The organism is Kitasatospora sp. NPDC085879 (assembly GCF_040686255.1).
GTDB lineage: Bacteria > Actinomycetota > Actinomycetes > Streptomycetales > Streptomycetaceae > Kitasatospora.
In genome coordinates this window covers 74,291-98,293 of the sequence record NZ_JBFBJZ010000027.1, presented here as the reverse complement: position 1 = coordinate 98,293, position 24,003 = coordinate 74,291, and the positions used below count along the sequence as shown (strand labels likewise).

Genomic DNA, 24,003 nt, shown 5'->3' with positions numbered 1-24,003 from the left:
GGTACCACCTGTCCTACCGTCACCGCCGGGGCCGGCGACCGCGTCGGCCGCGGACTCGGACAGGGGTGGTCGTGGTGCGTGTCGTGGTGTTCGGAGCCGGTGGTCGGGTAGGGCGGGCCGTGGTGGCGGAGGCCGTTGCGCGGGGCATCGAGGTGACCGCCGCCGTCCGCTCGCCGGGACGGCACGCCGACCTGGCCGGCCCCGGAGTCGCACTGGCCGCATGCGACGCCGCGGACAGGGAGGCCGTCGCCGCCGTCGCAGCCGGGCACGATGCGGCCGTCGGGTCGCTGTACCGGGCCGATGTGCCGTCCGTCGACTTCTACCGCGCCACCACGACCGGGCTGGTGGCCGGTCTCGGCCTGGCCGGCGTCGGCCGGCTGGTCTCCGTCGGGGTGGCCACCACACTGGCGACCGCGCCCGGTGTGCCGGTGCACGACGGGACCGGGTTCCCGGCCGAGTACCGGGCCTTCTCGCTCGGACACAGCGCCGCTCTGGAGGTCCTCTCCGAGGCCCCGTCGACGCTCGACTGGGTGGTGGTCACCCCGCCGATGGAGCTCGGGCACGACGGCGCCCGGACCGGCCGCTACCGGATCGGAGGCCCCGTCCTGCCCGAGGGCGGCGGCTGGATCTCGCACGCCGACCTCGCCCTTGCCGTCGTGGACGAGGTGACCCGGCCGGCCCACCACCGCGAGCAGGTCAGCGTCTGGGCGTAGGCGCAGACCGTGCCGGTGCGGGTGCCGGTGCGGATGCCGGCGAGGAACACGAGGGTCGGTCGCGCCGGTCTCCGCAGCCGTTCTGACGACGTGTCGAGGCCGGCCCGGTGGTGGCCGGTCGGGGGCGCTCGGCCCCGCCCGTCCGCGGGTGGTCGAGGGCGCGGCGCCGGAGCGTGCGCCGAACCCGGCAGCAGCGCGGTGCCCCGCGCCGAGGGACGAGGAGGGGTACGGCCGTACACGGTGTGCGTTCATGGCCCCCATGGCAGCACGGTCCGAGCGCGCCGGCCGAACCTGTCCCGCTGCCTGTGGATAACCCTCGCTCCCGCCCCTCGTTCGAGTGAAAGGGCGCGTGCCCCGCGGGCACCGGAGCCTGTCGCGGCGGGGCAGCGGCTCCGGTCCGGGCGGCGAAAATGCGTTGCACTCGACCGAGGGCGTCCGCCCAGAATGGCGAGGTGAACGTGCCTGCCCCCGACACCTGGTCCATCGCGCCCGCACCGCTCGACGATCCCGACGCGCGCTCGGTGCTGCACGCGTACCTGGACGAGCTGATCAGCCGGTACTACGGGAGGCCGGCCGAGACCGCTGAGATCGCCCACGAGGCCGGAGAGGGCTCCGATCTGGGCGACGGCCGCGGCGTCTTCCTGCTCGCCAGAGCCGGGGGTTCGCCGGTGGCCTGCGCGGGAGTCCGCTGGCTCTCGGCGGACACCGGCGAGCTGACCCGGGTGTTCGTCACGCGCTCGGCCCGCCGCGGCGGTGCCGGGCGGCGGCTGGTCGGTGCCGCGGAGGACGCCGCGCGGGCGCGCGGGTTGACACGGATGCTGCTCAACACCCGCCGCGACCTCACCGAGGCGATCGCGCTCTACGCGAGCCTGGGGTACCACCCGACCGATCCCTACGGCGACGACCCGTACGCCGAGGTATGGCTGTCGAAGGAGCTTTGATGATCGAATCCGGTGGCACGGCGCAGGCCGAGCGGAGCGCCCTGCCGGGCCTCGCCATTCGTGCCGCGACCGCAGCCGACTGGCCCGCCATCTGGCCGTTCCTGCGGGACATCGTGGCCGCTGGCGACACCTACACCTGGCCCCGGGACATCGCCGAGTCCGACGCCCGCGACATGTGGCTCCACCGGCCGCCCGGCCGCACGGTCGTCGCCGTGGACGCGGACGGCACCGTCCTCGGCACCGCCGAGACCCACCCCAACCAGGGCGGTCCCGGCTCGCACATCGCCAACGCCGGCTTCATGGTCGACCCGCGCCACTCGCGGCGCGGCGTGGGTCGGGCCCTCGGCGAGCACGTGATCGCCCAGGCCCGCGCCGACGGCTACCGCGCCATCCAGTACAACGCGGTCGTCGCCACCAACAGCCGGGCCGTGGCCCTGTGGAAGTCGCTGGGCTTCGAGGTCATCGGCACCGTGCCCGAGGGCTTCCGGCACGCCGAACTCGGCTACGTCGACCTGCTGGTCATGTACCTCAAGCTCTGACCTCCGGCCACCGCGCGGCGGCCGGAGGCGACCGCTGCGGAGACCTCAGCGGTCGGCGAGGGCGGCCCGGAGGAGGAGCGCCAGGCGGTCCATCTCCTCCGGCATCACCGGGGTGCCTGCGCCCTTGTCGAGCAGGCCGAACACCCGCGGCCCGCGCAGCTCCTCGGGGTGGTCGGAGCTGCGCGGCACGATGTGGAAGTGCACGTGCGCGAAGCCCTCCGCCTCGGCGAACTGCGCCACGTACGTCTTCGCACAGCCCGTCACCTCGCCGAGCGCCCGGGACACCCGGACCTGCCAGCGGCCGAGGCCGGCGGCCTCCTCGTCGGTCAGCTCGGCGATCGAGGTGACGTGCCGTCGAGGTATCAGGACGAGCCAGCCCGGCAGGGCGGTGCCGAACGCATGGGCGACCCGCCAGTGGTCGTCCCCGCCGATCAGCTCGCGCGGGGGCAGATCGGCCGGGTCGCCGGTGCGCGCACAGGTGTAGCAGTCCACGTCGCCGAGCCTAGTACCCGGGAAGCGACGGCAGCCGCCGGCGGCTGAGAACGGAACGGTCCCGGTGAGTCAGTCGGTTCAGCGGCTGGTGTCGTCGGTCTGGACCGCACAGATCGCGTCGATCGTGGCCTGGCCCAGGCCGGGGAAGACCGAGGACAGCGTCGCCTCGCAGACCGCCGCCTCCTCGGGCGTCTTGGGGCCGTCCGCGAATGCCGGAGACGGGGCGGCGAAGACGGTGGCGGCAGCGGAGAGCGCGAGGACGGCGCAGATCTTCTTGAACATGTGACGGCCCTTCGGATCACGTGGGGACAAGTAGTCCACCAGTACCCGAAGGGCCGTCCCGGTCTGCGAACCTTCCGCCGTTCGTAGGCGTGTCAGCGGTAGGGCGTGCCACCCGCCGGAGGCTGCTGCGGCGGGTACTGCTGGTACGGCTGCGAAGTGCCGTACGCCTGCGGCTGCCCCTGGCCCTCGCCCGCGTACGAGGACTGCTGCGGCTGCCCCTGGCCGGCGTGCGGCGCCTGCTGCTGCGGCGGGAACTGCTGCGCACCCGGACCGTACGGCGGCGGGCCCGGCGGGACGAAGCCGCCACCGCCACCACCATTGCCGCCACCACCGCTGCCGTTGCCATTGCCGCGCGAGCGCCTGACGAGCACGATCACACCGCCGATCACCACCAGCGCCAGCACGCCGACGATGGCCAGCACGTACACCGGGATCCCGCTGTCGTCCTTCGCGGCGGCGCTGCTGTCGGGCGCGGTACTGCCCGGCGCCGGCTTCGACGCTGCGGAGGACGGCTTGTCCGTCGGGTCGGCCTGCGACTCGGTCCGGGTGAGGAGCGGATTCTCCTTCGGCCCGTTGTCGACCGCCGGGTTCGGCGCGAGCGCGCCCTTGGCCGAGGCGATGCCGTAGCCGTACTTGTTGTTCGGGACGGGCGACTTGTCCGGCGGAGCAACCGCCGACTTGATCATCCGGTTGATGACCTGCCCGGCCGAGAGGTCCGGGTACTTGGCCCGGACGAGCGCGGCGATGGCGGAGACATAGGCGGCCGCACCCGAAGTGCCATTGCCCTTGCCGTAGCTGGAGGACGACTTGGCGGTCGCACTGTAAATGTCTATTCCGGGCGCGGCCAGGGTGACCTCTGGACCGTTGTTCGCCTTGGACCAGATGTTGCCCTGCTGATCGACAGCCGTAACTGCCACCACGCCAGGGAAGGCCGCCGGATAGATCACCGGACGGTCGGCGCCGAAGTTTCCGGCGGCGCCTACCATCACAACGTCCTTCTGTGCGGCGTAGTTGACGGCTTCCCGCATCTCTAGGTCGGAGCTTCCGCTACCGACGAAGGACATATTGACGACCTTGGCGCCGTTGTCGACGGCATACCGGAGGGACTTGGCAAAGTCTCCGCTGCCGGCGGTTCCACTGTCGACATCAAACGTTCCGATGCGAATGGGAAGGATCTTGGCCTTGGGCGCGAGACCAATGATCCCTGCCTGGTCTCCGTGGCCCCGCCCAGCGATCAGGCTGGCCATACCCGTTCCGTGGCCCACCTTGTCAGTCTTGTAGTCGACACCCTCGCCCGAGAAGTCGGCTCCCGGTAGGACCTGACCAGCAAGGTCTTGGTGGTCGGCGACACCAGTGTCGATGACGGCCACGGTGACGCCGTCCCCCTGGCTGATGGGCCAGACATCGGTCGTGACGTGGTAGTTGCGTAGGGCCCACTGGCCTTCGCGGATGCTGTCCGCGCTCGCCGGTGCGGCGCTGATCCCCCACACGAGGGCGCCCGCAGCGAGTACGGCCATACCCCGCATCGGTCGGTTGGTCGTCAAGCCGTCGTCACCTCATCCGTCAGGTGGGCGTCTCGTCACCACTGTGGTGACGAGACGCCCGATCAGCTGTGGGCGCACCTCGGTGCGCTGGGGATCATTCCACCACGTTGGGGTTGGCGCGCTCCCCCGACGCCCAGGTCTCCTCGTCCTCGACGAGGTAATCGGGGCGCCGCTTGTCGTCCTTCTTGTCCTTCTTCTTGCCGGTCTGCGACCCCGGCATGCCGTGGCCCTGGCCGCCCGCGCCGGCCGCACCCTGCCCGGGACGGTTACGCCCCAGACCGGAACCGCCCTCGGTGAACGAGCCGCGTCCGGCGCCGCCCGTGGCGGCCTCACCGACCACGCCGCCACCACGCTTGGCGAGGCTGCCGCCCGCTCCGCTGCCGGCCGACCGGCCGCCGGAGCCGGAGCCACTGCCGCCGCCCATGCCGCTTGAACCGAAGGCGTTACCGCCCCGTCCAAGGCCGCTGCCGGATCCGCCGGCACCACCGCGTCCCAGACCCGAGCCACCGCCGCCCGTGCCCCCGCGTCCGCCGCCACCACCGAGGCCGGTGTCGATGACGCCGCCGCCCCCGTGCTGACCGCCGCCGCCGGTGCCGCCCGGACCGACGTGGCCGGAACCACTGCCGGGGCCGCTCGTGGCGGGCGGCCGGTTGACCACGGTCGCGCCGTCAATGCCGGTGCCGGGTCCGACCGGGGTCGGAGTCTTGGGCTTGGGCGTGGGGTTGGCCGTGCCACCGCTGATGCCACTGTCGGTGATGCGGGCAGTGGAGGTCTTGGGCGACTGCGGCGAAGCCGTCGAGGAGGAGCGGCGCGGGGCCGAACTGCCCGATCCCGTGCCGGAGCCGGTGCTGCCTGCAAGCCCCAGGCCGCCGCCGACCAGCATTCCGCTGATCGCAGACGCCGCGGATGAATCCGGCGCCGGAAGGTCCTCGATGTCTTCCTGTCCGCGCGGCGGCGGCTTCAGGTTGGCCGTCGCCGTTCGGTACTTGGCAGCCAGCGTCTGCATGACGGCCACCGCCTGGGCCTTCTTCTCGTCCGTGACGGCGGTGCGGGTGTCCTCGTCGTCGACACCGACCGTGGACTTGGCGGTGTCGCTGAGCGCGTCGCCCGCCTTGTCCCAGAAGCTCGGCTCCTCGGGCATGTCCCGCTTCGCCGTGTCGATCGCCTCGGACATCATCTGCATGGTCTGTGCAGCATCGTTGGCGTACGCCGCCGCGTTGTTGACGGCGTTGGCGAGCTTGGTCATCTTCGTGTAGAAGGCGTCACTGGTCTCGCCCTCCCACGAAGAGGTCGCATCCGCCGACGCGGTGTTCAGCGCAGTGCGGATCTGCTTGAGCGTGTCGGAGGCCTTGCGCCAGGGGTCGCTGGCCGCCATGACTCCGCCGCTGTCCATCGACTGGACCATGCCCCGCATGTCGCCGTGGCTGTAGCCGTTGAAGTTGGTGTATCCGCTCATGCTCGGACGCCTTCCGTCCCCGTCCCGAAATCGGCCTCAAGCTGGCTGTCCCTGTTCAGGACATCGTTCACTACCACGACGGTTGCGGGTCTCCGCTTCCTGCGGGCGAACTGCCGGTGGGCCCCTTCGGCCCCACCGCCGGACCGGCGGCGCTGTTCGACCGGTACGACGCGGTCATCGGTGTGGCGGTGCTGCCCACCGACCAGCCGTCGGAGTTGACCCTCAAGGAGTGGGAGGTCTCCTGCTCCTGCTCCTCGTAGTTCCGCGCCGTCAGCTCGGCCTTGTGCTGGGCTTCGTCGATCGCCTGCTGCAGCGCGTCGAGAACCTCGCGCAGGCTATTTCGCATGTCCTCGTACTTGGCGTGCAGCGCCTCGGCCTCCGGGAAGGTGCCGAACGCGGAGCGACTGACCCCGCTCTGACCGTGCACCCGAGAGCCGCCGGCGGCGCTCTCGAATTCGCTCAACAGTCCCCGAACCTGCGACGCGAATGCGCGCAGGCTGTCCACTTCCACGCGGTAGCCGGAACCGCTCCCCGTGCTCACGTCTTTCGTGCCTCCCCCGTACATCCTGCTGTCATGACCCGGGCCTGACCCTTATGTCTAACACATGGCGCGGCAGGCCAAAACCTGCCCCTCGCAGGGTGGGCACGGTCTCGGGCCTGACCTGCGGTGGCTCCCCGGTATGCGAACTGGCGGTTCGTCAGGCGGTGGCGGCGGCGAGTGCGCGGCGGCAGAGGGAGTCGGCGCGGCGGGTGGTCTCGGGGAGCCGGAAGGACGGGGTCAGGGCGAGCGTGGTCTCGACCGCCTCGGCCAGGCCGATGCGGTGGCCGGCGGAGACGAACACCGGTTTGACGCCCTGGCGGGTGCGGACGGCACGGCCGACCTCCTCGCCGGCGTCCATCAGGGGCGACCAGGCGCCGCGCTGCGGGCCGGGCGATTCGTAGGTGAAGGTGAAGGGGGTCTTGGCGACGCCTATGGTCCGCAGGCCGGTGTGGACGCCGAGGTGGCTGGCGAGGCCGAGCCGTCGCGGGTGGGCGATTCCGTAGCCGTCGCAGACCACCAGGTCGGGCTCGTGGTCGAGTCCGGCGAGCGCCTCCAGGACGGCGGGGAGTTCACGGAACGCCAGGAGGCCGGGGAGGTAGGGGAAGGCGACCGGCCCGACCGCGGTGGTCTCGTCGACGACCGTGAGGGTGGCGTAGTCGAGCAGGACGGCCGCGGCGGCGACCACGTCGCGCTCGTCGTCGTAGGCGACGTCGACCCCGGCGACCAGTGCGCCGGTCGCGGGCGCCGGTCCGGTGATGGAGACGAGTGGCCGCAGGCGCTGTTGGACGGCGAGTGCCTCGGTCTCGTCCACGGGCCAGTCGGCGGGAACGCTCACAGTCTCCCCCAGGTGTTGTGACGGTGGTCGGACGATCACCGTACCGACCGCGTCCGGGCAGGGGCGCAGCGCCGTGGCCTCGCGGGCGGCCCGGCGTGAACCCGTGCGCCCCTCATGCCCGGCATATGCGGGATTACGCTGGACGTAGCAGCCCGCCGCGCTGGGTAGACCTTCCCAGGGCCCCACCGACCGGATTTCCCCGCCGACTTCGTGTGAAGGACTGACCGCCATGCCGCGCCCGACTCTCCCCCAGATCTGCACCGGCACCTTCACTGTCGTCGCGTCGGCCGTCGCGCTGCTGGCCGTCTCAGGGTCCACCGGCGTGTTCGAGGTCGCGGTGCTCGTGGCCTTCGCCGTGGCACTGGGGACGCTCGCCACGGCGCTGCTGATGACGCTCTCCGCGCAGCGGCGCGCCGATCGGGGGCGCGAACTTCCTGCGGCCGCGGTCGCCGCGGCCTCGACCGTGCCGGGGCCGCGGCCGGAGTACGCCGGCCGGTCCTGACCATTGGGCTCCGCGGGCCGTGGCCGTGCCTGACGCCGGCGGCGGCCCGCGGATCGTTTCCGGGCGCCGCCGCTTCCGCCGATCCGAGCGGGCGTCAGGCGGCGCTGGACACGACGACGGTCTTGGCCGCCTTGTCGTGGATGCACTGCCGGTACGGCTTGTCGAAGACGCCGAACAGGCCGTCGATCGGCCACCAGAGTCCGCCGCAGCAGATCAGCGCGGGGACGATGAAGACCGCGGACCTGGTCCAGGCGGCGGCGGCGTTGGGGACGCTCCCGTCGGAGAGCATCGCGACCCGCACCTTCATCAGCTTCTTGCCGAACGTCTGGCCGTCCCGGCTGAGCATCAGGCCGTCGTAGACCAGCCAGAGCAGGTAGCCGAGCCAGGTGGCGCCGACCCAACCGTCCTGCTTGCCGAAGCTGGCGAACGGGACGACCAGGGCCACCGCGACCGCCTCGACCAGCACGAAGTCCACCAGCCGGGCGAGGATCCGGTTCGGCCACGTGCCGAGCGGGGGCATGCCGGGCACCGGGCCGCCACTGGGCTGGGTGCCGGGCGACGGGGGCGGTGCCGCGCCGGGACCGGCTCCTGGGCCTGGGCCTGGGCCCTTGCCGAAGCTGGGCGGCGGGGCGCCGTACGTCCCGGTGAACTCGCCGGGGGTGTCGTACGGGCTGCCCGCCGGCGGCGGGGGCGGTGGAGGCGCACCGTACGGGTCGGACGGCGCACCCGACGGCGTGCCCTCCTGCGGGGGCTGCTTGTCGAAGGAGGGCTTGCCGCCCCCTTCCGGCTCCTGCTCTGAGGGGTCACTGGTGCTCATGCACCGAGTAGAACATCGCAAATGCCACGAAATCGGCATATCCAGTTCGTTTTGGCAGGGTTGCGGGACCACCCGGCCCACGGTGGCGGAGCCGGTCCGCGGCGACCGGACGGGCCCGCAACGGCGTGAGCCCCCACGGTGACTGCGGATCAACCCTTGACGACGCGGGTGGCGGCCGCCCTGTCCTGCCAGCCGCGGCGGGTCCGCCGGTCGAACAGCGGCCACAGCAGGCCGACCGGCATCAGCACGGCCGCCTGCCTGACGATCCATCGCACCAGCGACCGACCGAAGGACGGCGGCGTCCGGCGCCCACCGGCCACCCCGCGGGCGTCGACCACCCGGACCCGGGCCAGCCGCTTGCCGAAGGTCTGGCCGGTCCGGGCCGTCGGCAGCACCTCGTACAGCAGGCCGAACACCACCAGGACACCCAGCAGCACGCCCACCTTGCCGAGGACGACGCCGTCGACCAGCCAGACCCGGACCTCGTGGCCGGCCAGTGCGGAGACCGTCCGCGCCTGGTCGAGCTTCTCCCGGATGTGTGCCACGACCGCCGTACCCAGCGGCACCCCGGCGGCGGCCGCCACCACGAGCACGGCCAGCGAGTCCACGATCCGCGCGGCCAGCCGCCGCCCCAGCCCGGCGGGCGGCGTCGGCTTCGGCACCGCCTTGCGCGCCGCGGCCGGGCGCTGCTCGGAGGAGCGCCGGGTCGATGCGGCGGGCTCCGCACCGCGCGGCGCGGGCGGCTTGGGCGCCGCGGTCCGGGTACCCGGTCGGGGCTGCTCGACGGTACGGGGGCCGGACGGGCGCGCCGCCGCGGGCGACCTCTGGGACCGGCCGCGGTCCGCCGGGGCCGCCGCGCGCGGCGGTTCTGCACTCCGGGGGGCCGACCGGCCGGACGGGGCCGCGGATGAGGCGGCCTCCGGCGCCGGGGCGGGCACCTCGGGCTTCGCCTCGACCGTACGGTCGGGACGGTTCGACTCGACCGGCCGAGCCTCGGCGGGCTCCCGCCCGGCCACTGCCGAGGACTCCTCCGCGACCGGCACCGGCCCACCGGCAACCGGCCCGGCAGCAACCCCCTCGACAGCAAGCGACTCGAGAGCACCCGGCTCGTCACCAGTCGACTCGCCGGCAGCCGGTTCCAGAGCAACCGGCTCGACGGCAGCCGGTTCGGCCGTCGACGACTCGGACGGCGCCGCGGACAGCGCCCCGGCCTCCCGGACGGCGGTCGCGGCGTGGGCCTGCTGCGCGGCCCGCACGGGGGCCGGCGCCGGGAAGGACGGGGGTGCCGCCGGGTGCGCCCGGCCGACCGTGTCGGGGGCCGCCTCGGCACCGGCCGGCAGGACACCCCAGGACACCCAGCGCGGCGCCGATCCGGTCTCCAGCAGGCCGTGCTGCGCGAGCGGGTCCGCCTGCCATCCGGATCCGCCCGCCCGGGCGGCGAGGACGCGCTCCGCGGGTGCGGCGACCGCGACCGGCTCCACGAGCGGCTCCGCCCCGGGCGCCGCCGACCGGGCCGGCGGGACGGCGACGGAACCCACCGGGGGCACCGGGGGCACCGAGGTCGGCGGCACGGGGCGCAGCGCGGGCTGCTCGACCCGCAGCGGCTCGACGTCCGCGCGCGGGCGCAGCTCGACCTCCGCGTGGGCGGCCATCACGAACGAGGCCCCGGCGGACGTCTCGTCGAAGTACACCGGTCCGGTCTGGGTCTCCGAGGCCGACGGCGGCGGCGAGGGCCAGTCCGGCAGGGACGGCACCTCGGGCGTGGGAACCGGAGTCCCGGCGGCCATCCCGCCGGACGAACCTGCGGACGGCCCTGCGGGCTGGCCTGCGGACGACCCGGCGGACGGGCCTGCGGACGGGCCGGGACCCGCCGGCGGCGGCGCCGCGGTGGGCGGCACGAGTGGCGGGACCTGCCGGCTGACGATGCGCGGCGGCTCCAGGATCTCGCCCTCGGCCGGTGCGGGGCGGGTGGTGCCGGGGACCCACCCGGTGCCACCCCAGTAGCGGACGAAGCCCGGAATGGACGGGTCTGGGTAGTAGCCCGGCATGGGGCCGACGGCGGTGTCCGCAGTGCCGCCGTTGGGTCGGTCCGTCATGCGGTTCTTCTTTCGTGGCAGCGCCGATGGCGCTTGGAGCGCAGGCGTACAGTCGCCAGGCAGTCACAAAGGGTAGTACTTCCGCCCCGCCCTTCCCGTGCGTTCTCGGGAAAACACTCCTTCCCGAACCCGTGTAAGAGCACGCGGGGAGGTCGCTCTCTTCTCCCGGAGGGGCCGGACGGCGGCCCGGTCGAGCGGAGAGGATCCGGTCATGGAGCAGTCCCCGAGCGTGGTGGAGCTGGAGCTGGACATGGAGCTGGTGCTGTCGCCGGAGCGGAGCGTGCCGGTGCCGGCCCGGCTGTCGTACGGGAGCCACGACCCGCTGGCGGTGCACGTGGCCTTCCACCTGGACACGGGCAACCCGGTGACCTGGGTGTTCTCGCGCGAACTGCTGGTGGAGGGGACGTTCCGGCCGTGCGGGCAGGGCGATGTGCGGATCTGGCCGAAGCGGTCGGGGCGGCGCGCTGTGCTGTGCCTGGCGCTGAGTTCGCCGGCGGGGGACGCACTGCTGGAGGCGCCGCTGGCGCCGGTCGCGGGGTGGCTGGAGCGGGCGCACCGGCTGGTGCCGCCGGGTGGTGAGCTGGCGGCGCTGGACATGGATCACTGCCTGGCCGAGTTGCTGGCGTGAGCGGCGGGCGCAAGCGGTTCCACCCCCGAGTGAACGGGCACCCGGCCGCCGTGCTTCACGCCCGCGTGAACGCGGCCGATCGTTCCCGGGCGAACCGGCCCGCCCGGGCGGCCCGAACGATCGGAACGGCCCGAACGATCGGAACGGCCGGGACTGCAAGGACGGCTTCGGCGCGCCGCGGGGGCCCGCCGACGCCGCCCGGCCGGGCGGCTACGCGCGGACGCGTCCCTCGGAGCGCCGGGACTCGGCCCAGGAGCCGAGGCGCTGTTCGGGCAGGCGCAGCAGCGGCTCCCCGGCGGCCCGGCGGCGCGCCGCGACCCGGGCCGCGGCGGCGGCCAGGAAGCCCACCCCGACGAGGGGGTAGACGGCGGCGGGGATCAGGGCGAGCGGGGCGAGGTGCAGGTCGAGGTCGCCCTTGTGCGGCACGACCCACATCGCGAAGGAGAGGAAGGCGAGCAGTGTGGCGCCGAAGATCGGCCGCCAGCGCAGCCGCCGGACCTCGGCGGGCCGGGAGCGCTCGTGCGCGGCCTCGGCGGCGAGCAGGACGAGCACCGGCACGCACCACACCCAGTGGTGGGTCCAGCTGATCGGCGAGATGAGGACGGCGGTGACCGCGGCGCAGCAGATGCCCCAGGCCTCGCCGCGGGGCAGCCAGCGGGCGCTGCGGTGGACCCAGGCGGCGGTGGCGAGTCCGGCGACGGCGACGGCGGCTCCGGCGAGGGTGGCCAGGGTGCCGGGGTCGGCGGTGTGCAGCAGGCGGGCGACGGCGCCGCGGACGGACTGGTTGTCGACGATCTCGGTCTTGCCGACCCGGGTCGAGTCGTACAGGTACTTCGTCCAGAAGCCCCAGGTGGCGTCGGGGAGCAGCAGGGCGCCGAGGGCGACGGTGCCGAGGAAGGTGAGGCCGGCGGTGAGGGAGGAGCGGACCCGCCCGGTGATCATCAGGTAGACGGCGAAGAGGCCGGGGGTGAGCTTGATGCCGGCGGCGATGCCGATGGCGACGCCCTTGGGGAGGCGCCGCAGCAGGCCGTGCGCGGCGGGGGCGTCGGGCCGGTTGAGGTCCCAGAGGATCAGGCAGGCGAGGACCAGGTTGATCTGGCCGTAGCGCAGGGTGGTGAAGACCGGTTCGAGCCAGACGCCGAGGCCGGTGACCAGCAGGATGCCGATCGGGCGCAGCTCCCGGCGGGGCCAGCCGACGAGCCGGAAGGAGAGGTGCGCGAGCAGGCCGAGCAGGGCGATGTTGCCGGCGGTGACGGCCACCCGCAGCACGCCGATGCCGAACCAGGTGGTCGGGACGAAGAGCATCGCGGCGAACGGTGGGTACGTGGCGGGCAGGTTCCACTCGGTGACCCGCAGCGCGTAGAGGTCGCCGCCGTGGGCGACGGCGCCGCCCTCCGCCCGGTAGACGATCATGTCGACCATCGAGGTGCCGACGAAGTGCCGGACGGTGGCGTAGGCGAGCAGTGAGACGACGGCGAGGGCGGCGGCCGCGGTGAGCGGGCCGCGCGGTGCGGCGCGCAGGGCGTCGATCGGGGCCCGCAGCGGGGCCGGGAGCTGCCGCCGTCCGGGGTCGGGGGTGGGCCGCGACGGCCGTTCGGGCTGCCGGCCGGCCGTCCGGTCGGCCTCTCGCACCGCTGTCACATTCCGCTCCGTCCGCCGGTGAACCAGCTAGCGACACTACCCGACGTGCGGCGCGCACCCCCGGGCCACGACGTCGGACGGCCGCCGCTCCACAGGTCGGAGCAGCGGCCGGTGGTGCAGCCGACGCAGCAGGACGGCGGCGCCCTCCGGCCCCGTGCTCCGGAGGGTGCCGCCGTGCTCCGCGGCCGTGCGCGGGCGGACGGGCGCCGCGCGCTGCCGCGGGGTCGGGTCAGCCGGTGTAGGCGCCGAAGGCGCGGGTGAAGGCGAGCGGCTGCTGGTCGATGCTGCTGCAGGTGGCGTCGGCGAAGGCCTTGGCGCCGCCGGGGCAGGCCTTGTCGCGGGTGCCGGACCACATGGCGAGCCAGGCGAGGTGCTTGGTCTTGGCGAAGTCGGCGAGCTGGGTGGCGTCGGCGACGGTGAAGACCTCGCTGGCGACGTCGTTGACGCCGATCATCGGGGTGACGGCGGTCTTGGCCCAGGCGGCGCTGTCGGAGAGGCCGAGGACGCTCTTGATCTGGGCCTGGGTGGCGGTGGCGGCGTCGATGGCGTACTTGCCCATGCGGCCCTGCGGGTTGGGGGCGGCGCCGTCGCCGTAGTCCATGGCCATGATGTTGACGGCGCCGACCTGCACGCCGTTGTCCTTGGCGTTGGCGACCAGGTTGATGCCGTCCTGGGTGAGGCCGCTGGGCAGGGCCGGCAGGGTGAAGGAGACGTCCAGGGCCTTGCCCTTGCCGGCGGCGGTGCGCTGGAGCTGGGCGACGGCCTGGGCGCGCCGGGTGTTGGCTGCGGTGTTGGCGAGCGCGCCGCCCTCGACGTCGAAGTCGACCTTGGTGAGGCCGTAGGCGTCGACGGCCTTCTGGTAGGCGGCGGCGAGGTCCGCGGCGGAGGAGCAGGCGGTGGCGAGCTCGCTGCCGTTGGCGCCGCCGAAGGAGACCCGGACGTCGCCGCCGGCGGCGCGGAGCGCGCCGATCTGGGCGGCCACGGCGTCGTTGGAGAGGTCGCTGACGCCGCCCCACTTCGGGGTGCAGCCGCCGCCGGAGACGATGAAGGCGAGGGTGTAGTGCTTCACGCCGCTGGCCTTGGCGGTGCCGACCAGGTCGAATGCCGGGTAGAGCGAGGTGTCGACGTAGGGGGCGAAGCGGCCGCCGCCGGGGGTGCCGGTGCTGGTGGGGGTCGGCGAGGCGGTCGTCTTCGTCGCGGTGGGGGTCGGGGACGCGGTGGTCCTGGTCGCGGTGGGGGTCGGGGTCGGCTTCGGGGTGGCGGTGCCGGTGGGCCGGCCGGAGGGGGTGGGGGCTGGTCCGGTGCCGCTGCTGCAGGAGACGTCGTTGATCAGGCAGTGCCCGGGTTCGGCCTGGGCGCCGCCGGAGCCCTGGACGACGAACCCGACGTCGACCGTGCGGCCGGGCTCGATCCGCTTGTTCCAGGACTCGGGCTTGACGGTGACGTGCTGCCCGGACGCGGTGTAGCTGGCGTTCCACAACGAGGAGATCTTGGCGCCCGCCGGGAGGTCGAAGCTGAGCGTCCAGCCGTCGATCGCGGTGGAGGTGGGGTTGCTGACGACGTACTGGCCGGTGTAGCCGCTGTCCCAGGTGCTGCTGCGGCTGTACACGGCGCCGAGCGAGGCGGCGCTGGCGGACGAGGCGAGGGCGACCACGCCGCCCGCGACGATCACGGTGGCGATCGCGGAGGCCCCGAGGATCGCGCCCTTGCGGCTGCGACGGCGGTGGCCCTGGCGGCGGGCGGGCTGGCTCGGCATGGTCGGGTACCTCCGCTGAGAGGGTCGGGCCGGGTCCTGCCGACCCGGGCGCCGCCGACGCTACCGGCCCGTAACAGCGGCAAACCCGCTGCTCAGGAAGGGGTGAGCCTCTCTTAGGGAGCTCTTAAGGAGACGCGGGTCCCCGCGGCTTGCCGGCCCGTCAGTCGACGTCGGCGGTGCGGCGGCGGCCGGGCCGCACCCGACGGCGCCGGCCGGTCCGCCGGGTGTCGTCGGCCGGGCGGGTCTGCAGGCGCAGCCGGATCTCGGCGCCGCCGAGGCCGGCCGAGCGGCCGAGGGCGAGGTCGCCGCCGGTGGCCTCGGTGAGTTTGCGGGCGATGTCGAGGCCGAGGCCGGTGGAGCCCTCGCCGCCGTGGCCGGAGCCGCGTTCGATGGCGGCCTCGGGGTCGGTGAAGCCGGGCCCGGCGTCGCCGACGAGCACGATGACGGAGCTGTCCGTGGCGAGGACGTCGACGGAGAAGGCGGTGCCCATGGCGGTGTGCCGGAAGACGTTGCCGAGCAGGGCGTCGACGGCGGCCGCGAGGTCGCCGCGCTGCACCGGGACGAGGACGGGCGCGTCGGCGCCGGCGAGCTGCCAGGGCCGTCCCTCGTCCTCGGCGAGCGCGGACCAGAAGCCGACCCGTTCGCGGATCACTTCGGCGGCGTCGCACCCGAAGTGGACGGCGGGCGTCTCCTCGCGGCCGCGCCGGGCGGAGCGGATGATCTGGTCGACCTCGCGTTCCAGCTGGGCGACGGCGTGCCGGGTGGCGTCGGCGGCGTCCCCGTCGCCGAGGGAGGCGGCGTTGAGGCGCAGCACGGTGAGCGGGGTCCGCAGCCGGTGCGAGAGGTCGGCGGCGAGTTCGCGTTCGGCGGCGAGCAGGTGGACGACCCGGTCGGCCATCGCGTTGAAGGCCTGGCCGGCCTCGCGGAGTTCTTCGGGGGCGCCCTTGGCCCGGGCGCCGTCGACGGGAACCCGGACGGTGAGGTTGCCGGTGCCGAGCGAACGGGCGGCGGCGGCGAGCCTGCGGGCCGAGCCGACGATCCGGGCGCCGAGCCGGTCGGCGACCAGGACGGCGATCGTCACCAGTGCGAGGGCGACGAGTGAGAGCACGAACCAGGCGGTGCCGACGCCGCGGCTGAGGTCGGCCTCGGCGACGTACACCTCGACGACGGCGATCCGGCCGCCCTCGACGGCGACCGGCTGGAGGAGGGCGAAGCCTCCGGCGACCCGGACGGTGAAGGAGCGGACGCTGCCGTCGCCGCCGTCGCCGCCCGCGGTGGCGAGGTCGGAGGGGGTGGCGCGGCCCTCGCCGACCAGCACGCCGGAGGGCAGGTGGACGGCGATCCGGTCGTGCGCGCCGGCGTCGGTGGAGGCGACGGCGCGGGCGATCGGGTCCTGGTCGGTGGTGATGGCGAGGGCCGGGCCGAGGGCGGCGGCCTGCCGTTCGGCGGCGGTGAAGGCGCGGTCGCTGGCGGTCTGCTGGACCATCAGGCCGAGCGGGATGAGGAAGGCCAGCGCGACCATCGTGGTGCCCGCGACCGCGGCTTTGACGAGGGCCCAGCGCAGCGAGCGGGTGAAGCGGGGCCGCCGGCCGGGGGGTCTGTCCGCGGCGGGCGCGTCCCCCGGGGCCGGACCGGTGCCGGAGGGCCTCATGTCAGGCGGCCCACCGGGTCGGCGACCGTGCCGCTCGGGGCCTCCAGCCGGACCCCGACGCCGCGGACGGTGTGCAGGTAGCGGGGCCGGGACGCGGTCTCGCCGAGCTTGCGGCGCAGCCAGGACAGGTGCACGTCGATGGTCTGGTCGCCGCCGTAGGTCTGGCGCCAGACCTCGGCGAGTATCTCCTTGCGCGGTACGACGACGCCGGGCCGGGCGGCTAGGAAGGCGAGCAGGTCGAACTCACGGCGGGTCAGGTCGAGGGGCCGGCCGTCGAGCGCGGCCTCGCGGCGCTGCACGTCGATGGCGAGGCCGCCGACCCGGAGCACCTGCGGGGCGGGGGCGCTGCCGCCGCCGAGCCGGCGCAGCACGGCGGCCATCCGGGCCGTCAGGTGTTCGGGGGAGAACGGTTTGACGAGGTAGTCGTCGGCGCCGGCGTTGAGCAGGCGGACGATCTCGGCCTCGTCGTCGCGGGCGGTGGAGATGATGACCGGCACGTTGGTGAGGCCGCGGATCATCTTCAGCGCCTCGCTGCCGTCGAGGTCCGGCAGGCCGAGGTCGAGGATCACCAGGTCGCAGCCGACCTGGGCGACCTCGCGCAGCGCCTCCAACGCGGTACCGACGCTGCGCACCGCATGGCCGGTGTCGGCGAGGTGTCGGATCAGCGCGGAGCGTACGAAGGGGTCGTCCTCGACCACGAGCACTGTTGCCATGGCCCTGCAGGGTACGGCATGGGCCCCCTATTGGTCTGTACCTCGGGCGTTATGCGCTGTTTGACCGGGCTCCGGCGGGCACGTTTCACAGCGTTGCCGCAACCTTTCACAGGATTGCCGGGCCCGGGGCGCTGCGGTCGCTCCGGATGCGGCAGGATGTGCGGACGATGCGGAGCGGACTGGTACAGATCGGCGCCTGGGCGGTGGCCACCGGAGCGGCGGTGGCGCTGTCCTGGTACGGCGTGCACACGGTGCTGACCGAGGCGGGTTTCGAGCGGCCGCAGGCGGTGCCGCTGCCGTCCGCGACCGCGGAGGCGCCGGCGAGCCTGCCGGCGGCGACCTCCGCGGCGGCGACCGGCGAGCCGCTCTCCCCCTCTCCTTCCCCGTCGTCGGCGCCGCCCTCCCCCTCGGCGGCGCCGACGCTGCCGAGCCCGATCCGGACGGCCTCGCCGGTGAAGTCGGCCTCGCCGTCCTCGGTGCGCAGCTATCTGGTGCCGGGCGGCCGGGTGGCGCTGGACATCCACCCGGACCGGGCCGAGTTGGTCTCGGCGACACCGGACGCGGGCTGGCAGATGCAGGTCTGGAACGGCGACCACTGGATGCGGATCGACTTCTCCAAGGACGACAAGGCGAACTCGGTGTTCGTCACCTGGAACGGCCATCCGCCGGACGTCCAGACCGTGGTCCGCTGACCTCGGGCCCGGCCGGCCGTTCCGGTGCGAGGACCGGGGCCGGCGGTACGACGTACCCGGGGAGGTAGGGGCCGGTGTAGCCGGTCCGGTCGACCAGGGTGTGGCGGACGGGTCCGGCGGTGCCGATGACGGCGAGCACGACGGTGCCGTGACGGTCGCTCAGTTCGTAGGGCTCGGTGACGGCGAGGGCGCCGCGGTCGACGGCGTAGTCGAAGGCCCAGTGCACGTCGGGCACCCGCAGCGCGACTTCGAGGACGCCCTCGCCGTGTTCGGCGAGGTGGCGGGCGAGCCGGCCGCGGGCGTGGGCGGCGGAGCTGAGCACGTACCGGGCGCCGGCCGCCTCCAGGACGTAGGAGCGCAGGTGGGGGTTGCCGGTCTCCGGTCCGGTGTAGGCGGTGCAGCGCATGCCGAGGGCGGAGCGGTAGTGGTGGGCGGCCCGGCGGGCGTCGCGGACGGCGAGGACGAGGGCGTCGGTGGCGGCGACCGGGCCCGCGCCGGCCTGCGGCGTGGCGTCCGGCGATTCGCCGGGATGGGCGGCGTAGCGGGTGTTGGCGGTGTGCACGGTCATGGCATGGCCTCCCCGGGTCGCCCCGGGGACGGTGCGGGGGTGGTGCGGAGCCGCCCGCCGGGGTGTGCAGGAGGGTGGCCCGGCCGACGGGGCCGCGCAACTGTTCCGTTTCCTCCTGGGCAAGGTGCCCCCGGCGGCCGGACAATGGCGGCACCCACTGGACAGATTGCCCACCGGAACGACCGACCGTCGGACCGGCCGGCGGACGGAGCGGCCGTGCACTCCCCCAACGACTCGATCGACGCCCTCGACGGAAAGCTGATCCGGCTGCTGAGCGAGGAGCCGCGGATCGGCGTGCTGGAGTGTTCGCGCCGGCTGCAGGTGGCGCGCGGCACGGTGCAGGCCCGGCTGGACCGGCTGCAGGCGCGCGGGGTGATCGGCGGTTTCGGGCCGCAGGTCGACCCGGCGGCGCTCGGCTACCCGGTGACGGCCTTCGCGACGCTGGAGATCTCGCAGGGCCAGGGCAGTGATGTGCGGGCCCATCTGGCGGCGGTGCCGGAGGTGTTGGAGCTGCACACGATCACCGGGCAGGGCGACATGCTGGTGCGGATCGTCGCCCGGTCGAACGCGGACCTGCAGCGGGTGATCGACCGGGTGGTGGGCTTCGACGGGATCGTCCGGGCGTCCACGGCGATCGCCCTGGAGAACCCGGTGCCGTACCGGATCCTGCCGCTGGTGGAGCAGGCCGCCCGGGAGTGAGGCCCGGCCGGCTCCGAGCGGCCGGCGCGTGGGGGGGATCAGCAGGTGGGCACGGCACCGCCGGTGTCGAGGGCGTCGAGCGCCGCGACCGCCGAGGCGAGGGTGGCGACCGGGATCAGCCGCAGCCCCTTCGGGGTGTCGACCTTGGCGTCCGAGCACTCCGAGGCCGGGACGAGGAAGACGGTGGCGCCGTCCCGGGCGGCCGCCCGGGTCTTGAGGGCGACGCCGCCGACGGCGCCGATCACGCCCTGGTCGTCGATGGTGCCGGTGCCGGCCACCACCCGGCCGCCGGTGAGGTCGCCGCCGCGGCCGTTCCCGGCGATCTTGTCGATGATGCCGAGGCTGAGCATCTGGCCGGCGCTGGGCCCGCCGATGTCGCCCAGGTCGATCTTCACGGTGACCTGAGAGGGCGACAGGTGGAGATAGGAGAGGGCGGCGGCGGTGGCGCTGTCCTGCGACTCGGCCATCTGCTGGGCGGTCTCCTGCTCGGCCTTGCCGGGGTTGTCCTCGGGGTAGACGGCCTCGGTCGGCAGCACCGCCTCGTCCTCGCGGACCCACGCCTGCAGGGCGGTACGGAAGCTGATCTTCTCTCCGGCGTTGGTGGCGGAGATGGTGGTGGCGAGCAGCTGCCCGCTGGTGGTCCGCACGGGGCTGCCGGTGATGGTGATGACCGGCACCCCGTTGTAACTGCCGAGGGTGTCCGCGGTGACGCCGGGCTGGGTGAGCGTGAACGGCAGCGGGACGAACGCCGTGACCCCGAACAGCGCGAGCACCAGGGCGGCGCACAGCGCCAGGGCGCGGGTCTTGGGGGCGGTCAGGGCCGTGGACAGCTTCGCAGAGGACACATCCCGCATCGAACCACACCCGTGGCCCGGGGCGTGGCCGGGCGGCGGGTCAGCGCAGCGCGTCGGCGACCTCGGTGGCGGCCTCGACGACCCGCGGGCCGACCCGTTCGGGCACCAGGCCGTTGAGCATCACCACGCCGACGCTGCCCTCGATGCCGCTGAGGCCGACCAGGGCGGCGGCCGCGCCGCTCGCACCGGACTGCTCCTCCGCGCGGGTGATCACGAAACCCTGCTCGGGGCGGCGCTGGCTGGGGAAGCCGCGGGCCTCCAGGATGGCGCGGCCGGCGGCGCTCTCGTCGAGCGGGTGGCGCAGGCCGGTGCGGTAGGCAACGTGGAAGTCGGTCCAGCTCGGCTCGACCACGGCGACGGCGAGCGCCTCGTTGCCGTCCACCAGGGTGAGGTGGGCGGTGGCGCCGAGGTCCTCGGCGAGGCTGCGCAGGGCGGGCAGTGCGGCCTCGCGGAGCAGCGGGTGGACGCGGTGGGCGAGGCGCAGCACGCCGAGGCCGACCCTGGCGCGGCCGCCGATGTCGCGGCGGACGAGTCCGTGCTGTTCGAGGGTGGCCAGCAGGCGGTAGACGACGGTGCGGTTGACGGCGAGCCGGGCGGCGAGCTCGGTCACGGTGAGCCCGCGCTCGGAGTCGGCGAGGAGCTTGAGGACCCGGACACCGCGGTCCAGGGTTTGGGAGGTTTCTGCAGTCATGACGCGCAAGTCCTTTCCGCGGCGGGTACCGGCGCCGGGCGTGGGGGCACGGGCCGGGACGGAGGTGTCACGCGCAGGTGGGTGTCCGCGCTGGAGCAGGTCTCGGCACCATCGACGAGGGAACGGCTCCGCGGTACTCGACTCGGGTGGGGGGTGGTCGTTCGAGCGAGCGTGGGGAGAAAGTAGTGGCCGCTCGGCGCGCTGCGGAAGTAGTTGTCCAAAATTCGGTCAGCATCGATGCAAAGTCGTGGCGTAAAATGGGGCATTAAGCCCATAATTCCGGGGCAAACCGATCTCATGTTCGATATCTGACCGGACTCCGGACACTCGGGGTGCGGCCTCAGAGCAGGTTTCGGCCGACCGTCCAGAGCGCGGCCGCGGCCAGCAGCGCGGCGACGGTCCGCGGGCCGAGGCGCAGCCGCCAGGTCCGGCCGGCCAGGCCGTGCCGCAGGCGGGTCAGCCACCACGCGGCGACGAAGGGCAGTGCGAGCAGCAGGGCGGCGTTGTCGTGCCAGGCGGCGAGCAGGTCGCCGTGCAGCAGGTCCCAGGCCATCCGGGTGCCGCCGCAGCCGGGGCAGCGCAGGCCGGTCAGCCGGTACCAGGGACAGAAGGGCAGCGCCTGCCCGGGCAGGTGCGGGTCGCGGGTCCACAGCCAGGCGGCGCCGACCAGGCCGGCCGCGAGCAGGCCGAGCGGAGCGGCCGCGGGGTGCCGCAGGGCCGAGGCACAACGGCGGACACCCCCGCCCCTACTGCTCGCGGGGCGGGGGTGCTGCCGGGTCAGGACCGGACGCACGGTCAGGCGCGCAGCTTGCGGCCCTGGGCGTCGGTGCGGGTGTCGCTGACCAGGAAGATGATGCCGTCGATCAGGGCCCAGACGCCGAGACCGCCGCAGGTGAGCAGCTGGGCGACACCCATGCCGACGTGGCCGGTGTAGAAACGGCCGATGCCGAAGCCGCCGAGGAAGATCTGCAGGAGACCTGCGACGACCTTGGACTTGTCGGACAGCTCGGGGTTGTTGGCGGTGTACGCCACGTGGGCTCCTCGTTCGGGTGCATGACCGGCCCGCCGTGCGGGACGGCGGTGTCTCGGCATGTGGGACATGCGTCGGGTCGACACGGTGTGAAGGTCCGTCCCGACGCGGGCACGCGGAAGATTAACCGATCATCGGACCGCGTGTCTCCACAGTTTCTTTGCCAAGTCGGGAGACTCCTCCCGAACCGCCGTCAGCACACCACCGCCGGCCCGAATCGCCGCCGCCGAATCGCCGCCGCCCGAACGGGCGTCAGCCCTTGGCCCACTCCCGGATCCGCTCGATCCGCGCCTTCAGCTGATTGGCCGTCGCCTGCGCGGTCAGCGGCCCGCCGCACTGGCGGCGCAACTCGTTGTGGATGGTGCCGTGCGGCTGGCTGGTGCGGTGGTGCCAGGCGGCGACCAGCGCGTTCAGCTCCTTGCGCAGCTCGCGCAGCTCCTGGTGGGTGACCACCGGCCGCTGCTCGGCGGGCAGTTCGATCAGGTCGGCCTCCTCGGCCGGCTTGGCCTTGGAGCGCTGGATCTGCCGGTGCTGGCGCTTCTGCAGCAGCATCTGCACCTGGTCCGGCTCCAGCAGGCCCGGAATGCCGAGGTAGTCCTCCTCCTCCTCGCTGCCCGGGTGCGCCTGCATGCCGAACTCCATGGCGTTGTACAGCACCCGGTCGAAGACCGCATCGCTGCCCAGCGCCTCGTAGGAGAACTCCTCGCCGCCCGCGGTGTCCGGACCGTCGTTGGCCTTCTCGGCCTCGGCGAGCAGCCGGTCCTCCTCGTCGAAGAGACCGTCGCCCTCCTTCTTCGGTCGGTCGAGGACGTGGTCCCGCTGCAGCTCCATCTCGTTGGCGAAGCCGAGCAGCATCGGGATGGTCGGCAGGAAGACCGAGGCGGTCTCGCCGCGCTTGCGGGCGCGCACGAAGCGGCCGACGGCCTGCGCGAAGAACAGGGGGGTGGAGATCGAGGTGGCGTACACGCCGACGCACAGCCGGGGCACGTCGACGCCCTCGGACACCATGCGGACGGCCACCATCCAGCGCGAGGTGCCCGCCGAGTAGTCGGAGATCCGCTTGGAGGCCTCCGCCTCGTCGGAGAGGACGAGGGTGACCTTCTCGCCGCTGATCTCGCGCAGCAGCTTGGCGTAGGCGCGGGCCACGTTCTGGTCGGTCGCGATGACCAGACCGCCGGCGTCCGGGATCGCCTTGCGCACCTCGGTGAGCCGCCGGTCGGCGGCCTGCAGCACGCTCGGGATCCACTCACCCTGCGGAGCGAGCGCGGTGCGCCAGGCCTGGGCGATCAGGTCCTTCGTCATCGGCTCGCCGAGCCGGGCCTCCAACTCGTCGCCGGCCTTGGTGCGCCACCGCATGTTGCCGCTGTACGAGAGGAAGATCACCGGGCGGACGACGTGGTCGGCGAGGGCGTGCCCGTAGCCGTAGGTGTAGTCGGCGATCGACTTGCGCAGGCCGTCGGAGTCCGGCTCGTACTGGACGAACGGGATCGGGTTGGTGTCCGAGCGGAACGGCGTACCGGTGAGGGCGAGCCGCCGGGTGGCCGGCTCGAAGGCCTCGAAGCAGGCCTCGCCCCAGGACTTCGAGTCACCGGCGTGGTGGATCTCGTCCATGATGACGAGGGTCTTGCGGGCCTCCGTGCGGTTGCGGTGCAGCATCGGGTTGACGCCGACGCCCGCGTAGGTGACCACGATGCCCTGGTAGTCCTTGGAGAGCGGACCCGAGGAGTAGGCGGGGTCGAGCCGGATGCCTATCCGGGCCGCGGCCTCCGCCCACTGCTTCTTCAGGTGCTCGGTCGGCGCGACGACCGTCACCTGCTGCACCAGGTGGTTGTGCAGCAGGTAGGAGGCCAGGGTGAGGGCGAAGGTGGTCTTGCCTGCGCCCGGGGTGGCGACCGCCAGGAAGTCCCGCGGCTGCTTCTCGATGTACGTGTCCAGAGCGCCCTGCTGCCAGGCCCGCAGCTTTCCGGCGGTGCCCCAGGGGGCGCGGCCTGGGAAGGCCGGCGACAGGTGGTGCGAGGCGTTCGACGTGCCGGCCGGGCGGACGGGCGCGTGCGGCGCGGCAACGTCGGAGAACAGCGGCGACATCGGGGAAGCGGCGGCGGTACTCACGGGCTCCGGAGGGGATCGTCGCAGGTCAGGGGCGGTTTTCACGGCCCCGGCCGGCAGTCGGGCAGTGGTCGGACAACCAGCCCAGCCTACCGGCCCGCGCCACCGGGCCCACTCAGGCTCGGCCGTCGCACGGCCCCCACGGCCGGCCCGGTGATCACCCTGCCACCGGCCGCTTTCCCGGATGCGGCGGCCGGCGGCTTCCGACTCCGACGG

The 24,003-nt window shown here is 73.7% G+C and carries 25 protein-coding genes; 7 read left to right on the top strand and 18 right to left on the bottom strand.

The features are described from left to right. The first annotated feature begins 65 nt into the window (after positions 1-65). The 3 genes from AB0P35_RS21410 (at position 66) to AB0P35_RS21400 (ending at position 2,193) form a co-directional block, all read left to right on the top strand. A complete protein-coding gene (locus AB0P35_RS21410; RefSeq protein ID WP_363512708.1) occupies positions 66-713 on the top strand; it encodes an NAD(P)H-binding protein in 648 nt (215 codons plus the stop codon). A gap of 452 nt (positions 714-1,165) precedes the next feature. Then, on the top strand, positions 1,166-1,654 hold the full coding sequence (locus AB0P35_RS21405; RefSeq protein ID WP_363512706.1) for a GNAT family N-acetyltransferase: 489 nt from the start codon (positions 1,166-1,168) through the stop codon (positions 1,652-1,654). Then, the gene (locus AB0P35_RS21400; protein WP_363512704.1) at positions 1,654-2,193 is read left to right on the top strand and encodes a GNAT family N-acetyltransferase; all 540 of its coding nucleotides are present in this window, start codon (positions 1,654-1,656) and stop codon (positions 2,191-2,193) included. The genes AB0P35_RS21405 and AB0P35_RS21400 overlap by 1 nt, the downstream gene beginning before the upstream one ends. Positions 2,194-2,238: 45 nt before the next feature. Here AB0P35_RS21400 and AB0P35_RS21395 read toward each other — a convergent pair whose 3' ends face one another. The 6 genes from AB0P35_RS21395 to AB0P35_RS21370 form a co-directional block, all read right to left on the bottom strand. Further along, on the bottom strand, positions 2,239-2,685 hold the full coding sequence (locus tag AB0P35_RS21395) for an HIT family protein (protein ID WP_363512702.1): 447 nt from the start codon (positions 2,683-2,685) through the stop codon (positions 2,239-2,241). A gap of 78 nt (positions 2,686-2,763) precedes the next feature. Continuing rightward, on the bottom strand, positions 2,764-2,967 hold the full coding sequence (locus tag AB0P35_RS21390) for a hypothetical protein (protein WP_363512700.1): 204 nt from the start codon (positions 2,965-2,967) through the stop codon (positions 2,764-2,766). A 92-nt stretch (positions 2,968-3,059) separates the two neighbouring features. Continuing rightward, positions 3,060-4,511: a type VII secretion-associated serine protease mycosin gene (mycP, locus tag AB0P35_RS21385; RefSeq protein ID WP_363512698.1), complete on the bottom strand. Its 1,452-nt coding sequence runs from the start codon at positions 4,509-4,511 to the stop codon at positions 3,060-3,062. 94 nt (positions 4,512-4,605) lie between these two features. Beyond that, complete coding sequence (locus AB0P35_RS21380; protein WP_363512696.1) at positions 4,606-5,967, bottom strand: hypothetical protein; 1,362 nt, start codon at positions 5,965-5,967, stop codon at positions 4,606-4,608. Between the two features lie 70 nt (positions 5,968-6,037). Next, positions 6,038-6,508 (bottom strand): hypothetical protein, encoded by a 471-nt coding sequence (locus tag AB0P35_RS21375; protein ID WP_363512694.1) that lies wholly within the window; start codon positions 6,506-6,508, stop codon positions 6,038-6,040. Positions 6,509-6,665: 157 nt separating this feature from the next. Beyond that, positions 6,666-7,343, bottom strand: coding sequence for an endonuclease V (locus AB0P35_RS21370; protein ID WP_363512692.1), 678 nt, complete (start codon positions 7,341-7,343; stop codon positions 6,666-6,668). 229 nt (positions 7,344-7,572) lie between these two features. On the opposite strand from AB0P35_RS21370, the gene AB0P35_RS21365 reads away from it, so the two are divergent. Next, complete coding sequence (locus tag AB0P35_RS21365) at positions 7,573-7,845, top strand: hypothetical protein (protein ID WP_363512690.1); 273 nt, start codon at positions 7,573-7,575, stop codon at positions 7,843-7,845. A 94-nt stretch (positions 7,846-7,939) separates the two neighbouring features. Here AB0P35_RS21365 and AB0P35_RS21360 read toward each other — a convergent pair whose 3' ends face one another. Both AB0P35_RS21360 and AB0P35_RS21355 read right to left on the bottom strand, forming a co-directional pair. Continuing rightward, positions 7,940-8,662: an RDD family protein gene (locus AB0P35_RS21360; protein WP_363512688.1), complete on the bottom strand. Its 723-nt coding sequence runs from the start codon at positions 8,660-8,662 to the stop codon at positions 7,940-7,942. 149 nt (positions 8,663-8,811) lie between these two features. Beyond that, entirely contained in the window at positions 8,812-10,758 is a 1,947-nt protein-coding gene (locus tag AB0P35_RS21355; RefSeq protein WP_363512686.1) for an RDD family protein, read from the bottom strand. A 211-nt stretch (positions 10,759-10,969) separates the two neighbouring features. Between AB0P35_RS21355 and AB0P35_RS21350 the strand changes: the two genes are divergently transcribed. Continuing rightward, positions 10,970-11,386 (top strand): SsgA family sporulation/cell division regulator, encoded by a 417-nt coding sequence (locus tag AB0P35_RS21350; protein WP_095874682.1) that lies wholly within the window; start codon positions 10,970-10,972, stop codon positions 11,384-11,386. Positions 11,387-11,596: 210 nt separating this feature from the next. Here AB0P35_RS21350 and AB0P35_RS21345 read toward each other — a convergent pair whose 3' ends face one another. From AB0P35_RS21345 to AB0P35_RS21330, 4 genes are all read right to left on the bottom strand, one after another. After that, positions 11,597-13,027 (bottom strand): glycosyltransferase 87 family protein, encoded by a 1,431-nt coding sequence (locus AB0P35_RS21345; protein WP_363512684.1) that lies wholly within the window; start codon positions 13,025-13,027, stop codon positions 11,597-11,599. A 229-nt stretch (positions 13,028-13,256) separates the two neighbouring features. Beyond that, complete coding sequence (locus AB0P35_RS21340; protein WP_095874680.1) at positions 13,257-14,783, bottom strand: cellulose binding domain-containing protein; 1,527 nt, start codon at positions 14,781-14,783, stop codon at positions 13,257-13,259. Between the two features lie 160 nt (positions 14,784-14,943). After that, positions 14,944-16,347, bottom strand: coding sequence for an ATP-binding protein (locus tag AB0P35_RS21335; protein WP_363512771.1), 1,404 nt, complete (start codon positions 16,345-16,347; stop codon positions 14,944-14,946). A gap of 83 nt (positions 16,348-16,430) precedes the next feature. Further along, entirely contained in the window at positions 16,431-17,147 is a 717-nt protein-coding gene (locus AB0P35_RS21330) for a response regulator transcription factor (RefSeq protein ID WP_095874679.1), read from the bottom strand. Positions 17,148-17,314: 167 nt separating this feature from the next. Between AB0P35_RS21330 and AB0P35_RS21325 the strand changes: the two genes are divergently transcribed. Next, positions 17,315-17,839 (top strand): hypothetical protein, encoded by a 525-nt coding sequence (locus AB0P35_RS21325; RefSeq protein WP_363512681.1) that lies wholly within the window; start codon positions 17,315-17,317, stop codon positions 17,837-17,839. On the opposite strand, the gene AB0P35_RS21320 is transcribed toward AB0P35_RS21325, so the two are convergent. Further along, complete coding sequence (locus tag AB0P35_RS21320; RefSeq protein ID WP_363512679.1) at positions 17,793-18,407, bottom strand: VOC family protein; 615 nt, start codon at positions 18,405-18,407, stop codon at positions 17,793-17,795. The genes AB0P35_RS21325 and AB0P35_RS21320 overlap by 47 nt on opposite strands. Before the next feature lie 216 nt (positions 18,408-18,623). Here AB0P35_RS21320 and AB0P35_RS21315 point away from each other — a divergent pair, with 216 nt between their 5' ends. Then, positions 18,624-19,106 carry an Lrp/AsnC family transcriptional regulator gene (locus AB0P35_RS21315; protein WP_095874676.1) on the top strand — a complete coding sequence of 161 codons (483 nt, stop codon included), beginning with the start codon at positions 18,624-18,626 and terminating at the stop codon, positions 19,104-19,106. A 38-nt stretch (positions 19,107-19,144) separates the two neighbouring features. Here AB0P35_RS21315 and AB0P35_RS21310 read toward each other — a convergent pair whose 3' ends face one another. From AB0P35_RS21310 to AB0P35_RS21290, 5 genes are all read right to left on the bottom strand, one after another. Next, positions 19,145-19,936: a hypothetical protein gene (locus AB0P35_RS21310; RefSeq protein WP_363512768.1), complete on the bottom strand. Its 792-nt coding sequence runs from the start codon at positions 19,934-19,936 to the stop codon at positions 19,145-19,147. A gap of 64 nt (positions 19,937-20,000) precedes the next feature. Next, entirely contained in the window at positions 20,001-20,651 is a 651-nt protein-coding gene (locus tag AB0P35_RS21305) for a helix-turn-helix domain-containing protein (RefSeq protein ID WP_095874675.1), read from the bottom strand. Between the two features lie 340 nt (positions 20,652-20,991). Next, positions 20,992-21,366 carry a DUF2752 domain-containing protein gene (locus tag AB0P35_RS21300; RefSeq protein ID WP_363512765.1) on the bottom strand — a complete coding sequence of 125 codons (375 nt, stop codon included), beginning with the start codon at positions 21,364-21,366 and terminating at the stop codon, positions 20,992-20,994. Positions 21,367-21,446: 80 nt separating this feature from the next. After that, positions 21,447-21,683 carry a TM2 domain-containing protein gene (locus AB0P35_RS21295; protein ID WP_257019178.1) on the bottom strand — a complete coding sequence of 79 codons (237 nt, stop codon included), beginning with the start codon at positions 21,681-21,683 and terminating at the stop codon, positions 21,447-21,449. A 250-nt stretch (positions 21,684-21,933) separates the two neighbouring features. Further along, positions 21,934-23,766, bottom strand: a complete 1,833-nt coding sequence (locus AB0P35_RS21290; protein ID WP_363512762.1) for a DEAD/DEAH box helicase — start codon at positions 23,764-23,766, stop codon at positions 21,934-21,936. Between the last annotated feature and the right edge of the window lie 237 nt (positions 23,767-24,003).